Origin of the sequence: Aminobacter aminovorans (assembly GCF_900445235.1) — a bacterium.
In the GTDB taxonomy this organism is placed as follows: Bacteria; Pseudomonadota; Alphaproteobacteria; order Rhizobiales; family Rhizobiaceae; genus Aminobacter; species Aminobacter aminovorans.
This window is the reverse complement of record NZ_UFSM01000001.1, coordinates 2,163,041-2,177,751: the sequence shown is the minus strand read 5'-3', so window position 1 is coordinate 2,177,751 and position 14,711 is coordinate 2,163,041. Positions and strand designations below refer to the sequence as shown.

17 protein-coding genes and 1 pseudogene are annotated in these 14,711 nt (G+C 63.7%); 6 read left to right on the top strand and 12 right to left on the bottom strand.

Going from position 1 to position 14,711, the window contains the following annotated elements:
• Window positions 1–19: 19 nt before the first annotated feature.
• From DY201_RS10700 to DY201_RS10680, 5 genes are all read right to left on the bottom strand, one after another.
• Complete coding sequence (locus tag DY201_RS10700; protein WP_115731182.1) at window positions 20–1,159, bottom strand: efflux RND transporter periplasmic adaptor subunit; 1,140 nt, start codon at window positions 1,157–1,159, stop codon at window positions 20–22.
• 52 nt (window positions 1,160–1,211) lie between these two features.
• Complete coding sequence (locus DY201_RS10695; protein ID WP_115731181.1) at window positions 1,212–1,820, bottom strand: TetR/AcrR family transcriptional regulator; 609 nt, start codon at window positions 1,818–1,820, stop codon at window positions 1,212–1,214.
• A 161-nt stretch (window positions 1,821–1,981) separates the two neighbouring features.
• Entirely contained in the window at window positions 1,982–2,509 is a 528-nt protein-coding gene (locus DY201_RS10690) for a GNAT family N-acetyltransferase (protein ID WP_115731180.1), read from the bottom strand.
• A gap of 6 nt (window positions 2,510–2,515) precedes the next feature.
• A complete protein-coding gene (locus DY201_RS10685) occupies window positions 2,516–3,085 on the bottom strand; it encodes a helix-turn-helix domain-containing protein (RefSeq protein ID WP_115731179.1) in 570 nt (189 codons plus the stop codon).
• Between the two features lie 263 nt (window positions 3,086–3,348).
• Window positions 3,349–3,999 carry a class I SAM-dependent methyltransferase gene (locus DY201_RS10680; RefSeq protein WP_115731178.1) on the bottom strand — a complete coding sequence of 217 codons (651 nt, stop codon included), beginning with the start codon at window positions 3,997–3,999 and terminating at the stop codon, window positions 3,349–3,351.
• Between the two features lie 213 nt (window positions 4,000–4,212).
• Here DY201_RS10680 and DY201_RS10675 point away from each other — a divergent pair, with 213 nt between their 5' ends.
• Window positions 4,213–4,959: a polysaccharide deacetylase family protein gene (locus DY201_RS10675; protein ID WP_115733715.1), complete on the top strand. Its 747-nt coding sequence runs from the start codon at window positions 4,213–4,215 to the stop codon at window positions 4,957–4,959.
• 152 nt (window positions 4,960–5,111) lie between these two features.
• Here the strand turns inward: DY201_RS10675 and DY201_RS10670 are convergent, their stop codons facing one another.
• The 6 genes from DY201_RS10670 to DY201_RS10645 all read right to left on the bottom strand — a co-directional run bounded on the left by DY201_RS10670 (window position 5,112) and on the right by DY201_RS10645 (window position 9,508).
• A complete protein-coding gene (locus tag DY201_RS10670; RefSeq protein ID WP_115731177.1) occupies window positions 5,112–5,405 on the bottom strand; it encodes a GYD domain-containing protein in 294 nt (97 codons plus the stop codon).
• Window positions 5,406–5,572: 167 nt separating this feature from the next.
• Window positions 5,573–6,145 carry an S-(hydroxymethyl)glutathione synthase gene (gene gfa / locus DY201_RS10665; RefSeq protein ID WP_115731176.1) on the bottom strand — a complete coding sequence of 191 codons (573 nt, stop codon included), beginning with the start codon at window positions 6,143–6,145 and terminating at the stop codon, window positions 5,573–5,575.
• 149 nt (window positions 6,146–6,294) lie between these two features.
• Complete coding sequence (locus DY201_RS10660) at window positions 6,295–6,939, bottom strand: VOC family protein (RefSeq protein WP_115731175.1); 645 nt, start codon at window positions 6,937–6,939, stop codon at window positions 6,295–6,297.
• Window positions 6,940–7,114: 175 nt separating this feature from the next.
• Window positions 7,115–7,813 carry an aspartate/glutamate racemase family protein gene (locus DY201_RS10655; RefSeq protein WP_115731174.1) on the bottom strand — a complete coding sequence of 233 codons (699 nt, stop codon included), beginning with the start codon at window positions 7,811–7,813 and terminating at the stop codon, window positions 7,115–7,117.
• A gap of 108 nt (window positions 7,814–7,921) precedes the next feature.
• Entirely contained in the window at window positions 7,922–8,497 is a 576-nt protein-coding gene (locus DY201_RS10650) for a hypothetical protein (RefSeq protein ID WP_131922250.1), read from the bottom strand.
• Between the two features lie 96 nt (window positions 8,498–8,593).
• Entirely contained in the window at window positions 8,594–9,508 is a 915-nt protein-coding gene (locus DY201_RS10645; protein ID WP_115731172.1) for a LysR substrate-binding domain-containing protein, read from the bottom strand.
• A gap of 106 nt (window positions 9,509–9,614) precedes the next feature.
• On the opposite strand from DY201_RS10645, the gene DY201_RS10640 reads away from it, so the two are divergent.
• The 3 genes and pseudogenes from DY201_RS10640 to DY201_RS10630 all read left to right on the top strand — a co-directional run bounded on the left by DY201_RS10640 (window position 9,615) and on the right by DY201_RS10630 (window position 12,434).
• Complete coding sequence (locus DY201_RS10640; RefSeq protein ID WP_067959488.1) at window positions 9,615–9,794, top strand: hypothetical protein; 180 nt, start codon at window positions 9,615–9,617, stop codon at window positions 9,792–9,794.
• Window positions 9,795–9,868: 74 nt separating this feature from the next.
• Entirely contained in the window at window positions 9,869–11,425 is a 1,557-nt protein-coding gene (locus tag DY201_RS10635) for a serine hydrolase (RefSeq protein WP_115731171.1), read from the top strand.
• A gap of 98 nt (window positions 11,426–11,523) precedes the next feature.
• Window positions 11,524–12,434: pseudogene (locus DY201_RS10630) on the top strand (agmatinase).
• Window positions 12,435–12,908: 474 nt separating this feature from the next.
• On the opposite strand, the gene DY201_RS10625 reads toward DY201_RS10630, so the two are convergent.
• Entirely contained in the window at window positions 12,909–13,340 is a 432-nt protein-coding gene (locus DY201_RS10625) for a Kazal-type serine protease inhibitor family protein (protein ID WP_115731170.1), read from the bottom strand.
• A gap of 434 nt (window positions 13,341–13,774) precedes the next feature.
• Between DY201_RS10625 and DY201_RS10620 the strand changes: the two genes are divergently transcribed.
• A complete protein-coding gene (locus tag DY201_RS10620) occupies window positions 13,775–13,987 on the top strand; it encodes a cold-shock protein (RefSeq protein WP_067959476.1) in 213 nt (70 codons plus the stop codon).
• Window positions 13,988–14,192: 205 nt separating this feature from the next.
• Window positions 14,193–14,603 carry a hypothetical protein gene (locus tag DY201_RS10615; protein WP_115731169.1) on the top strand — a complete coding sequence of 137 codons (411 nt, stop codon included), beginning with the start codon at window positions 14,193–14,195 and terminating at the stop codon, window positions 14,601–14,603.
• Window positions 14,604–14,711 lie beyond the last annotated feature (108 nt).

Below are 14,711 nucleotides of genomic sequence, written 5' to 3'. Positions count from 1 at the left end.
GCCGCCGCCTCATGCTGTCTTAGCGAATTGCCGCCGTGGCCTCTTTCGATGCCGCGCGCTGCTCCGGCGTCGGCACCTTGACCGTCAAATTCTCCGCCATGAACTGCGTTCCTGCCGCCACCACGAGGTCGCCCGGCTTCAAGCCGTCGGCAACCTGGACACCGGCATCGGCAAAGCTCGCCACCTTGATGTCGCGGGCATGGACCTGTTCGCCATTGACCACCCAGACGATGTCTTTGTCGCCTTGCTTGGCCAGCGCGCTGAGCGGTATCGAGACGAACTCCTTGCCGTTCTCGACCGACGCCTCGATGGTCGCGCTCATACCAAGGAGCACCCTGTTGTCGTCGGGCAGGCTGACGCGCACCGAAAACGTCCTGGACTGCGGGTCGGCACTGCCGGCGACCTCGCGCACCTTGCCGTCGAGCACCAGCCCGGCGTCGGACCAGAAGCTGACCTTGACCGGCTTGCCCTGCTGGAACTGGGCAATCTCCAGCTCGGGCACGGCGATCTGCACTTCCTTGTCGCCATCGACGGCGACCGCGACAACAGGCGTTCCGGCCCCGACCACCTGACCGGTATCGGCGCTGACCGATGTGACGATGCCGTTCTGGTCGGCGCGCAGCTCAGCATAACCGACCTGGTTCCTCGCCTGCTTCAGCGACGAGGCAGCAGCATCGCGCTGCGACGACGCCTGCCTGTAGGCAAGCGCCGCCTGCTCGCGCTGCGCTTCGGAGGCGAACTTCTTGGCATAAAGCTGTGCTGCCCGCTCATCGGCCAGCTTAGCCGTCTCGACCTGCTTTTCCGCTGCGTGAAGGTTGGCTTCCGCCGTGCTGACACCCAGCTGGTAGTCGGTCGCGTCGATGCGAGCGAGCAGGTCTCCCGTCTTCACCTTGTCGCCGATATTGACCACCCTTTCGGTGATCTTGCCGGCGACGCGGAAGCCGAGATTCACCTCGGTGCGCGCCTTCACCGAACCCGAATAGTCGAGCTCGCGGGTCGTGCCCGTGCTGGCGATCTCGACCACCTTGACCGGGCGGACCGCTTCGACCGTCTCGGTCTTGGCTTCGGAGCAGGCAGAAAGGCCAACGCCAAGCAGCGACACCAGTGCCAGGCTGGCAAGAGGACGCAGGTTCGCATTGAAGGTCTTGAACGAAATCATCGTTCGCACTCCTGGTTGTCTATTGATCTGGATGTCGGCCCGAGGGCCCCGGCTATTTCTTCAGCGCCCTGAGCGCGTAATCAGTAAGTTCCTCGAACGTCGCCCGATTGGGCTTGTTGACGCACTGCGAGACCATCTGCGGATGGCACAAAGTAGCTGTTGCGGCACCGAAGCAGCGCGCGGCGATCCGCGGATCCTGCTCGGCGAATTCGCCGGCGGCGATGCCCTGGGCGATGACTTCAGCCATCAGATCATGCAGTCGGTCGATATGCTTTTCGATGACGTGCCAGTCGCGCTCCAACGCCACGATCACCATCTCATGCACTTTCTCCTGGTCGAGCATCGTCTCGACGGTCAGGTTGTGCTGGGCATAGATGAAACTGCGCAGGCGCTCGGTGGCGCTGCCTTCGGCACGCAGGATCTGGCAGGCCATCTGATAGACGGCGCCGAGCATGCGGCCGCAGATCGCTTGGTGGATTTCCACCTTTGAGGCGAAGAAACGATAGATATTGGCCGGCGACATGCCGAGGTCGCGGGCGATGTCGGCGACATTGGTCTTGGTGTAGCCGTAGTGCCGGAACAGCCGCTCGGCTGAATCGAGAATGCGCCCGACAGTCTCCTGTCGCGCCAGATCCAAGGGGCTTTCAGCAATGTCGTTCATTTCGGCCGCTCGATTTTACGACTGACGATTTTTGAATTTCGTCATTCGTAAAGCGTAAATCGCCCGACGTCAATCCGTTGCAGTGCAAAAAGGCAATCGCTCCTGACAGGACCAAGCCCTCCCTGACAGGATTTTCGGCCCCAGCTTTGTAAGCCGGCGCCTTAAAGCAGCTTGTACATCACGGTCGTCGCGTCGAGCCTCTCGCTGCCGAAAGGATCGCGGGCGTAGGCCGGGATCACGCCCGCCGTCTGGTAGCCCAGGGCGGTGTAAAGCGGCTCGGCATTGTCGCCGGTGCGCGTGTCGAGTGTCAGCAGGGCGCGTCCCAGCTCCCGCGCCCGCCCCTCCAGTTCCCGCATCAGCAATTGCGCGACGCCCTGGCGTCGGAAACATGGATGCACCATCAGCTTGTTGACGTCGGCACGGTGCGGCTGGTTTGGCATGGTATCGCAGCCGAGTTGCACCGTTCCGGCGATGCGCCCGTCCTTGCGCGCCACCAGCATTGTCCGCGTTCCCTCGCGAACGCCAGGCAGCACCTTGTCGGACCAGAACGCCTCGGCCTCGCCCTGGGCATAAGGCAGCACGAAGCCGATGCTCGCGCCGTCATGCACACAGGCGTGCAGCAGCGCGCCAAGTTCGGCGAGATGGTCCGAGATGTCCTCAGCCGAAAAGACCGAAACGGTTACGCTCATGCTGCCTCACACGACAAAGAGAAAATACTTCGCACCCGCCTCGGCCGATGTGGTGAAGGCGCTTGGGCCGAAAAGCTGGTAGCGCAGGCAGTCGCCGGGCCCGAGCTCATGCGCTCTCCCCTCGACCGTTACGCTGAGCTTTCCCTCGACCAGCACCAGATGATGCTCGAGCCCCGGCCGGGGCGGCGCGTCATAGGTGATGGCGACATTCGCATCGAGCTCGCATTCCAGCGCCTCGCCGGCCAACATCTGCGCCGGCGGCGAGATCGCACGGCGGCGAAAACCGACTTCCGGGTCGGACCACACCGCTTGCGCCTCGCGCCGCACCAGCGGCGCGAACGCGCCTTCCACCATGAGCATCAGCCGCGACATGGTCAGCCCATAGGCGGCGCACAGCTTGCCGAGCACGCTCGCCGTCGGGCTGACCTCAGCGTTTTCCAGCCGCGACAGCGTCGCCCGGCTGACGGTGCTGCGCTTGGCCAACTCATCGAGCGACCAGCCACGCTCAGCCCGGAGCGACCGCAACCGCTGGGCAATACGCCGATCGATGCTATCCCGGCTCGAAGGCTCATCCATATGAGGGAAATATTCTCATATATGGGAATGAGTCAAGATACCAATACGGCCGTCATCCTAAGAACCGGATGCTGAGCGCGAGCGGTCGTCATTCCGGAAACCGAAGCGAAGGCGCAGCTTATCCGGGACTCATTGACTGGATCATCGTTGGCACGGCCGAGACCTCGTCTTGGTGGCCTTCACAAATGGGCCTGCGAACCAGCACCCGGCTGCTCCGGTCAATGGGTCCGGGGGACGCACTAACCGGATGACGATCGCGGTGTCTACCCGAACGAATACACCGCGCTCGGCTTTGTCGTCGCGGCATGGCCAGTGCCCACATCCGCCACCGCATGTTCGGCGACCAGTCGAAGCCGTGCATGCGGCAGGTGCGCCCGGCCGGGATCGCCGATGAGCACCTCGATGCCTTTCGCGACGCAGCGGTCGAGAAAGCCGCTCACCCGCTCAGCCAGTTCGGCATCGTAGAACAGGTCGCCGACGGCAACGACATCCACCTCGGGCACCGGGCCGCCGGTCACGTCACCACTGACAGCAACAATGTCGACCCCGTTCAGGGCCGCATTGAGCCCGATAGCGGCGACCCCGTTGCTGTCGACCTCGGCCGCCAGTACGGCACGTGCGCCCGCCATGCCGGCGGCAATGCCGACAAGCCCCGAACCGGCGCCAAGGTCGAGCACGCGACGTCCCCTCACCGTCTCGGGTCTGTCAAGGAAATGCCGCGCCAAGACCAGCCCGCCGGCCCATTGATAGGCCCAGTAGGGCGGCGGCGCTTCATCGCCGGCGTCATCGGGCGCGAGCCGCCAAAGCCCGCTGGCCGGGTGCGCGGCATAGAGCCTTATTTCGGGAACCGAGGGCGCTGCCAAGACATGCATGTTTGCCACGATGAAATCGGCGATGTCAGACTGCTGCTTCATGTCTTGATGCTTCAATGTCCGGCCCTGGACCGCGGCTTTTGGTGCCCCGACGTTTACCACGCAGCCGCCCATGCGCACCGCTGAAATTCGTAGATCCACGTCCGCCCTTTGCACGGCCGGCAATGACAGGCTACCGATATGACCGGAGAGAGCATTGGGGAAACAGGCGCAACGATGCTGAAGGCAGCAAGCAAAAGGCGTGGCGCCCCTGGCATGATCATCCTCTGTTTCCTGGCCACCTTCGTGCTGGCCTCCTGGCCGGCGCAGGCAGCGGACCGCACGATCTACCTCACCTTCGACGACGGTCCGCTTGACGGCACCGGCAACATTCTCGACGTCCTGAAGGCGGAAAACGTGCCCGCCACCATGTTCATGGTCGGCCTTCACGCCAAATCCAGCCCGGAAAGCAAGGCGCTGGTTGCCCGCGCCAAAAGCATGCCGTTGGTCACGGTCGGCAACCACAGCTACAGCCATGCCTACGACAGATACCGCAAGTTCTACGCCGACACCGAGGCTGTCGTCGCCGACATGGTGCGCGCCAATGCGGTCCTCGGGCTCGCGGCGCCGACCCATGCCCGGCTGCCCGGCCGCAATGTCTTTCGCCTGCCCAACATCTCGACCAACGACCTATCGATCGACCGCACCGAGATCGGCATCGAGCAACCGGACTACGAGTTCGTTGCGGCCACCGGCTTCTGGCTCTACGGCTGGGATCACGAATGGGTCCACGACGCTACTGGCAAACCGGTGCAAAGCGTCACCAGGCTCATCAGCGAGATCGACCACATGTTCAGCGGCAAGGTCCGCTTTGTCCGGCCGAACAAGCTGATCCTGCTGATGCACGACGAGATGTTCCGGGACACCTTCGACGGCACAGCCAACCTCACCGTCCTCATCCAGGGGCTCAGGCAGCGCGGCTACAGCTTCGGACACATCACCGATTATGATCCGTTGAACTAGAGCAGTTCCAGGAAAAGTGCACAGCGTTTCCGTCCGGAATTACGTAAATAAGAGAGAGATTCCGCGTTTCGAAGAAAGATGGAAACGCTCTGTTGCGGGGCAGAAGCTGGAGACTGGGAAGATAAAGGCTCCCGCCCCGCGACGGGAGAAAATCAGGCCATCTTGGCCAGGATCTTGTTCATATCAGCAGCATCAAACGCTTTGAGTGTCTGTGTCTTGACGTTGCCGAGCACGGCAATGGACAGGCTGAGCGCCGTTGCCGTCAGGTCGTCGGGTGCCTCGACAATGGCGACCACGTCGTGCTTGCCGAGTGTCCACAACAGCGTGTGCACCTTGGCGCCACCCTTGTCGGCCATTGCCCTGAAAGCGTCGGCGCGTTTGGTCGTCTCCCGTACCGACTTGACGCCTTGATCAGTGAAGTTCGTCAGGAAAACATAATATGCCATGCTGACCTCCCTGAGTTGAGGAGGCGTGCGGGCGCATCAGGCGTTGCCGCCGTTTCTCCCACCCGCACCCTATCACGGGTCACCTTGGCTGGATGCAGGCAGGGCGTAGGCTTTACGAGCTAGGGCCGACCACCGGGGCCGGCCCCAATGCCTTCGAGGAATGCGGCTCAGGCCCTCAGCACGCCTGACTTCTTCGCCACCCAGGTGGCGATGTAATCCATCAATCCGGGCGACAGGCAGTCATAAGGTTCGAGCCCGAGTTCCCTGAGCCGGCCGCGCACGCCGTCCATTTCGGAGGGATCGACGCCCGCCTCGATGATCGACGACACGAAGGCGGCAAAGCCCGGCTCGGCCCAACCCGCTTCCTGAAAACGCTCGGGATGGACGAAGTCGAGGCCCTTGAAGGCGTGGTCGCGCTCGACCGGGCCATACATGTGCACACCGCAGCCCTTGCAGGCGTGGCGCTGAATCAGCGCCGAGGGATCGACGACCGCGAGCTTGTCGCCATTCTCCAGAACCGTCACGTTTTCATGCGCGGTAACCGCCACGACCGAAAACTTCGCCCCTTCCGGCTTCCAGCATTTGGTGCAGCCGCAAGCGTGGTTGTGGGCCACCTGGCCCTTGATCGCCACCTTGACCGGTTTGTCGGCGCAGGCGCAGACGAGCGTGCCGCCGGTGAAGCCAGCACTACCGGGTTTGACTCCGCCGTCGAGTGCCGGATGTATCGAAACTGAAGCCATGTCCTGTTCCTCCCTGTTCTGGCGTCCGGCCGGACACCAATAAAAGCTATGCGGTAAAGAACTCTATTAGGCTGGTCCCATACGATACATGTCGCGGCGGCATTTGTGCATATCCGCCGTTCAGATTGCCGTGAGTTGACGCGAACGGCTTAGTCGGCCGGGCCGGCAAACAGGATCAGATTGCCGTCGGGATCGAGCACGGTGAAGTTCCTGGCGCCCCAGGGCTGTTTCCTCAGCGTCTGATGGAAGCACACGCCGGAAGCCTGGAAGTCGAGGAACAGTTGCTTGATCTCGCCAGCCGTATCTACGGTGATCGCCGCCGACAGCAACTGCTCGCGTTGGCGGATGTCGCCTGAGAATGCCGGCTCGCACACCAGCCGCAGTGCCAATTGGGCCCTGTCCCTGACGACCTGACCGTAAAATGGCGGCTCGCCATAGACGAAGTCGACGGCGAAGCCGAGCTTTTCGGTGAAGAACGCGCACGATGCCATGACATCGGCGACGAACAGCTGCGCTGCCGTCGAACTGAGCACGGGCCGGGTGGCCTGCCTGGTTTGGTCGCTCATTCCACGGGCTCCTGATTTGAGGGCCTGCCAGCTTTCGAAACCCTGCTGCCGCGCAACCAGTTCCTGCGCGTCGGCGAGCTTGAAGGCAGTCTGCATCACCCTGCTGTCGTCGAGATGCCGGAAGCGCGGCAAAGCCGCCCTGATCTCGGCTGCCACAGGATGATAGCCTTCGCGATGCCAGCGCAGATACTGCTTGGCCTGCTTCTTGAGGTTTTCGAGGTTCGGCATGGGCGCAACTGTTGGACTTGGTCTGACAGTAGGCGGGCATTGCCCTTTCGGCCTTGACCGATGCGCCCTACGCAGCGAAGAAATCCTGCCTCGCCCGGCTCGCTTTTGTCAATTGCCGCGCAAGATGCGCTGTCCAACGTTCAGGCGAGAGATCTTCCGATCCGGCAGGCACGTCTCAGCCCAGCGCCATATCCACCGCCGCTTCGGCGTGAATGCCGGTGGTGTCGAACAGCGGCACGCCGCTGTCCTCCGGTCCGACCAGCAGCATGATCTCGGTACAGCCGAGGATCACCGCCTCGGCGCCACGCGCGACAAGCCGCGCGATCACTTCGCGATAAGCCTGTCGCGACGAAGCCACGACCAGGCCCTGCACCAACTCGTCATAGATGACACGATGCACCACCGCCCGGTCCTCGGCCTCGGGCACCAGCACCTCAAGCCCATGGCGCTCGGCGAGCCGCCCCTTGTAGAAATCCTGCTCCATGGTGAATGCGGTGCCAAGAAGGCCGACACGGCTGAACCCGGCGGCGCGGATGCGTTCGGCGGTCGGGTCGGCGATATGCAGCAACGGAATGCCGATCGCCGCCTGCACCTCATCAGCCATGCGGTGCATGGTGTTGGAGCAGATGACGACGAAGTCAGCCCCGCCGCGCTCCAGCCGCCGCGCCGCGTCGATCATCTCCAGCGTCGCCTCCTGCCAGCGGCCGGCGGCCTGCAGCGCCTCGATCTCGGCAAAATCGAACGACCACATCAGCATGCGCGCCGAATGCAGGCCACCGCCCAAGACGCGCACCCGCTGGTTGATGATGCGGTAATATTCCGCCGAGCTCTCCCAGCTCAACCCGCCGATCAGACCAATGACCTTCTGCGCCATGTCGCCTCTGCCTCTGCTCGCTCGACCGAAGTTTCCAACCCAGCCGGTCTATCGCGCCATCCCTGGAGGGAACAAGCGCGCAGGAACGACTACCGGGATGACCACGCGTCAGTGCAATCCGCCGTGGCAATTGAAGCGTTGCCGGGCCATCTTCACGATGTAGCCGGCATCGGCATCGCCAGCTTCCAGCTCGAGGCCGAAAGGATCTCCGAGCTCATCCCTGATGCCCAGAATGTCGACGAGCGCGCCGCGCGCCGACCGCTGATCCTGATCAGACGGGTTGCAGAATATTGCAACGAGCTCGCAGCCCAACTCATCGTCGCGGAAGCCCTTGAAGTAGTGCTTGACGAGATGGATCGCCGACATACGGCTGTCCATCCAACCCAGATCGGTCGGAGACATGATCAGCTTCCGTAAAAGCGAACGGTAGCGATCTACGAGGCCCAGGTAACGGACCAATGCCTTGAGTGCTGTTTCGCCATGGACGTCACGTTCCGGACCGCGAAGATAGGGCTCGATCAACAAGGCATCGTCGGCGGCTCCGCAAAGTCCGACGACAATCAAGGCTGATCTGATGTCACCCCGATGCGCTCGGAGGATGCCGCGCGCGTAATCCAGCTCAAGCGAGCTGACGGTGCCCGCTTTCACCCCTTGCGCCCGTTTTCGAATATCGCCGATGTTCACAGTAGCCTCACACATTGAAGTTCGCGGATTTTTGCCGGCGCCTCGAAACGGCGCAAGAAATGGTAGCCAGGAGTTTGATGTCCGCAGCGTCTCTCCCTAACACTGCCCGCCTCTGCCCAGTGTCCGTTCGACCTCGGCCAGGATCCACTCGCGAAAGACCTTGATCTTGGGCACGTTGCGGCGCTCCTCGGGATAGACCAGCCAGAAGCCTGAGCCGTCCGAGCCGACATGCTCGAAGGGCTGGATCAGCGTGCCATTGGCAAGTTCGTCGCGGTAGAAGATCGGCGTCAGCATCGCCACGCCATGGCCGGCGATGGCGGCGATCGCCTCATAGGCCTGCGAACCCATCTTCGGCGCCGGGCGCTGCGGCAGCATGTCGGCGGGCAGGCCGGCACCCACGAACCAATCGCCCCACCACAGGTCGCCGGGGTCTATCTGCGGCAGCCTGAGCAGATCGGCCGGCTCCTTGACCCCGCCGATCGTCGCCGCGAGCTTCGGGCTCAGCATCGGCGCGAAATCAGTCGGCACGATCAGGTGCCCTGCCAGCCCAGGCGAAAGGTTTCCGTCATCCCGGCGGATAACGACATCGACCTGCTCGGTCCTGAAGTCGGTATTACGGGTCGTGGTCTCGAGCCGCACTGCAAGATCCGGCTGCACCATCTGGAACGCGCCGAGGTGCCGCGCCAGCCAACTCGCGGCGAATGTCGGCAGCGTCGAGACGACCAGCACGCCGCGCGCCCCGCCGCGGGTTTCGCCCCACGCCTCGCCCAGCATCTCGAAGGCGGCACTGACCTTCGGCGCCAGCGCCCGACCTGCTTCGGTCAGCTCGGTCTGCTTGGGTCGCCTGAAAAACAGCGGCGTGCCGGCACGCTCCTCCAGGAGCTTGATCTGGTAGCTCACCGCGGCTTGCGTCGTGCCGAGCTCTTCCGCAGCCCTGGTGAAGTTGCCGAGGCGTGCCGCCGCCTCGAAGGCGCGGATCGCCGTCAGCGGCGGCAGCTGATTGATAGCCATAAGTTTTCCTTATGCATCCATTCTCACGTTCAGTTGGATTCATAGCAAAAACAGGAGGAAGGAGGAGGCACTTCCTCAACAGAATTTGACCATTGAAAGCCAAGCCATGACCCACCTTACCCTGGCCGCCACACTCGGCCCGCTCCAGACATGGCTGACACAGCTCGCAACGAGCACGCACCATGGTCGTCGCCGCGCCAGGTTCGATCCGCGCGAGCTGTCGCTCCACCTCAATCGCGACCTCGGCTTCCTTGACGGCCGCGACCCGGCCGGCACGATCAGATAGCCTTGCCCCATACTTGGCTTACTCCACGGCAGGCTGTAGCCTCGAAGGCAGGCCACATATGGAGGAGCAGGCGCATGCAGCTGTCCGCAAGGTCGTTCGTCCGTTGCCTGGCATGGCTTCTCCCCGCCGTCACGCTTGCGCCGGTGTCCTCATCCGCCCAGACCGCAACCGCCAAGCAGGTCACCGCAGCGCTGGCGAAACTTGAACAGCTGGCGAACGCCGCTATCGCCGACGGCAGCGTTCCGGGGCTCGCCATCGGCGTCGTGCACCACGACAAGGTCGTCTTCCTCAAGGGCTTTGGTGCGCGCGAGGCAGGCGGACCGGAAAAGGTCGACGCCGACACGGTGTTCCAGATCGCATCGATGTCCAAGCCGATCTCGGCAACGGTTGTTGCGGCGTTGGTCAGTGACGGTGTCGTTTCCTGGGATTCGAAGATATCCGACCTCGACCCCGCATTTCGCCTGGCTGACGCTTATCCGACAAGCCAACTCACCGTTCGCGACCTGTTTTCCCACCACAGCGGACTGCCTGGCACCGCCGGCGACGATCTCGAGGACATCGGTTACGACCGCGCCGAAATCCTGCGGCGCCTGCGCTTCGTATCGCCCTCTTCGAGCTTCCGGGCCGGCTATTCCTACAGCAATTTCGGCCTGACGGCGGGTGCGGTAGCGGCAGCTAAACCGACGGGCAAGCCTTGGGAAGCGATCGCCGAGGAAAAACTCTACCGCCCGCTCGGTATGACCTCGACCAGCTCTCGCCATGCCGATTTCGTCACGCACGCCAATCGCGCCGCACTCCACGTCAAGGCCGATGGCGCCTGGGCAGCAAGGGTCGAGCGACAGCCTGACGCGCAGGCACCGGCCGGCGGCGTCAGCTCGACAGTACGCGATCTCGCCCAATGGCTCCGCCTCGAACTCGCCAATGGTAGCCATGACGGCAAGCAACTCATCGCGGCCGCGGCCCTGGACCAGACCCATATGCCGCTGATGACGCGCGGCAAGAACCCCGTCAGCGGCGGCCAGTCCTTCTACGGCCTCGGCTGGAATGTCGAGTTCGGACGCCACGGTCTGAGTTGGGGCCATGCCGGCGCCTTCAGCGTCGGCGCCCGCAGCATCGTCACCTTGTTTCCTGAAAGGCGGCTCGGCATCGTTATCCTTGCCAACGCCTTCCCGACCGGCGTGCCCGAAGGCCTGTCGGACAGCTTCGCTGACCTGGTATTCCAGGGCAAGGTCGGCAAGGATTGGCTGACGGACTGGAATGCCATCTATGCAGGCATGTTTGGCCCGGCCGTCGCGACCGCCAAGGCGACCTACGCCACCTCGCCCGTGCCTGCCACGCCGGCACTTTCTACTGCCGCCTATGCCGGTCGCTACGCCAACGACTTCGTTGGCGAGGCCGTCATCGCAGCCACTGGAGACGGCCTCGTCCTCAAGCTCGGCCCGGACGGAGCAAAGTCCTATCCGCTCAGCCATTTCGACCGCGACCTGTTCCTAAGCTTTCCGTCGCCTGAACTGCCCGACATGCCCTCGGCGGTCAGCTTCGTGATCGGCCCCGACGGCAAGGCATCGTCACTGACAATCGAAGCGCTCGACGGCAACGGGCTTGGCACGCTGCGGCGCACGGCGGAGTGAACCGGTCGAACCTTCGTTCTGCGGCTTGCAGCCTCAAAGGCTTGGCGTCAAAATCACCCGCAACCGTACCTCCCCCACGCCGTCGAGACCAGCCCGACATGACCACATCGCTCCGCTTCCTCGGCCTTCCCGATCGCCTCGCTGATGGCAGGAACCCTCGCGTGGTTGTTTACGGCGCCGGCCACGGCACCACCTATCGCGGCAAGGACAGCAGCGGCTATGCGCTTGCCGCCGATGCCATCCGCTCCGCCAGCCAGGACGACGCCACACTCGTCGGCAACTGGGATTTCGACCTCGGCGGCCCGCTGTTCGACAGCAAGCCTGTCTGCTGCGTCGACGCCGGCAACATCGCGACCATCATGCACGACAATGCGGCCAACCGCGCCCGCATCGAAGCCAAGACGCGCGAGATCCTGGCGCTTGGCGCCGTGCCGATCCTGCTCGGCGGTGACGATTCCGTGCCCATCCCCTTCCTCGCCGGCTTTGCCGATCACGGCCCGGTCTGGGTCCTGCAGATCGATGCCATATCGACTGGCGCGACGAGGTGCTCGGCGAACGCTACGGCTATTCGAACCCGATGCGCCGGGCCAGCGAGATGCCGCATGTCGCCGGCATCGTCCAGGTCGGCATGCGCAGCGTCGGCAGCGCCCGCGTCGCAGAGATCGAGGCGGCTCAGCGCTACGGCAGCCGCCTCGTCACAGCCCGCGAGGTTCATGCCCAAGGCGTCGAAGCAGCGCTCCGGCACATCCCCGACGGCGCCCGGGTCGTCGTTACGCTGGACTGCGACGGTCTCGATCCCGGCATCATGCCTGGCGTCGCGGCGCGAACCCCGGGCGGCCTCACCTATTCGCAAACGATCGATCTGATTGCCGGCCTGGGCAAGCGCGCGCGGATAGCAGGCTTCGACCTCGTCGAGTATTATCCACCCGCAGACATAGACGGCCTGACGGCAGAGACGGCGTCCCGCCTGATCGTCAACGCGATCGGCGCGATCGTCCGCCAGGACTGATCCGGGCCAGGGATCGAGACAAACGACCTCCAGGGCAAGCTCGCCTCGCTTGACGACCCCTTGTCGCCAACCTCAGATCAAGCAGTGGCGGCGCGTATCGCAGAGGGGGAAATGCCATAGGGCAGGCGCCGGAATGTGGCCCGCTCCACTGCGAACCGGAAGCGTCGGCAAGGTTCGAATCCTTCACCGCCATCCCCCCTCAAACCGCATCGGCTGGCTTGGTTGTCCCGACAACGCGCTTTGATCGCTGCCTCGAGCGAAATCGTGCCGCCGCTGTTCGCGGCCGTTGGCTCTGCCCCGGCGGCGCGATTTTCCATGGCACATGCATGGAGCGGTGCTGTGGTGTCCTTCTCAGGCAAATCGCCAGGTCGGCTGCCGCTGCACAGAAGCGAAGTCGGAGGTTCGTCGGTCGGAGACTGACGCCACCTGAATATACCTCCCGGCGTCGGCCGCCGGGAGGCGTCTGAGATGAGTTCAGCAGGGACCCTGGTCGTCGACGACGCGGTAGCCGGCGGAATCGGCCTCGCAGGCGTTCGGGAAGGTCCTGAGCGCGCCGCCGCGGCGGCCGCAGACCGGGCGATATTCCCTTGTGCAGAACTGGTCTCCACGGCCCCCGCCGCCGCCACCCCAACCGTCGTCACCGCCGCCGCGGCATTCACCGCCACGGATAATGCGGTAGCCCGCAGCTTCGGCCATGCAGGAATTGGCGAAGGTCTGGCGGTCGCCGCCGCGGCGCGCGCAGACCGGGTCATACTCGCGTGTGCAGAATTGCGGGCCCGGATCTGGGCGCGGCGGGCGCGGGCCGGGGCCGGGGCCGTCCTCGACCACGACGCAGGAGGCCAGCATCAGCGACAGCAACGAGGCAACAGTTGCTTTTCGCGCAAAGGTCTTTGCCGAAAAAACCATGGAAATAGCTCCCTCTCGTTCCCGCCCGTGCGGGAATTGTTCCAGCCCCTGCCCCGATCCTGGCGATTCTGTCAACGAATGCAATCGGCATCAGCGCATCTGCCCCCAACAGGCGCGGCAATCTGGCCAATGGCGTTTCTAGAAATGTCGTATATTTATGCGACGCTGCGAAGTGCCTACCACGCTTGCCGCGACATCTTGCAACCTACGCGTTTCCATGCAATATCAGTCTCAGTTCGGGCGTTTGCTGACCCGGAGACTGGAACGTTTTGCACGACCCTTTCCCCGCTACTGTGAATCTCTGACGACCCCGTGACTCGGCGGGGGGTTTAATCGTGCGCAAATGCATGACCGCCAAGCAAAACCACCGACGTGCCGCCGACGCCAGGCGGTCGGCATGTCCAGACCACTGAACGGGTGAAGGAGTTCTCCCAATGACCCAGACCGGTACCGTAAAGTTCTTCAACGCAACCAAAGGCTTCGGCTTCATTACGCCAGATGGCGGCGCGAAGGACGTTTTCGTCCACATCTCCGCCATCGAAGCTTCGGGCCTGCGCACGCTCGTCGACGGCCAGAAGGTCAGCTTCGACGTCGAGCCAGACCGTATGGGCAAGGGTCCTAAGGCGGTCAACCTCCGCGCCGGCTAAGCCGCGTAAGGTTTTTTGCTTTGAAGAGGGCGCGGTGGATCACCATCGCGCCCTTCTTCTTGGCGGGTGGCTTGGCAATTATCCCTCGCAAAATCAACCAGATAGTCTCCGCGTCTAGCCCGCATCACTCTGGCGAGCCACAGCCAGCCATGGCATAGTCTTGCTGCGGAAGCAGTATCTGCTTCCCATGCAGAGGAGGCAGACCATGAAGTTGCTGAAGTCTCTGGGCGCAATGCTCCTGGCCGCGGGGCTTGGATATGGCGGGCCGGCGGAGGCCATGTCGGCAGGCAATGCGCCGCAGGCCTATGGCGGGCTGGTGATCCAGGTCCGCGGCTGCCACGGCGACCCCCAGCGCCATTTCGTTCCGCAGTTCGGCAGTACCGAATGGCATGTACACCGCCGCCCCGACTGCCGACCGATCCGGGTCCGCCCGCCGGTCCAGGTGCGTGACTGCCACCGCGAGGTGCGCCGCCACTTCCTGCCTCGCTACGGCAACGTGCCTCACCGACATGTCGGCCCCAATTGCCGCGTGCGCGTCTTCTCGCGGTACGACCCGAATCGTCCGCGGCCGCCGTCCTGCATCCAGATCGGCCCGATCCGCTACTGCGAATACTAAGCCGCGAAACGCTTTGCGAGTGGCCACTTAGGCCCGGCATTCGCCGGGCTTGAGTGGCGTTTCAGGCGCTACAGTGGCGCAAAACTTTTGCTTGCCGATGACCCAAAA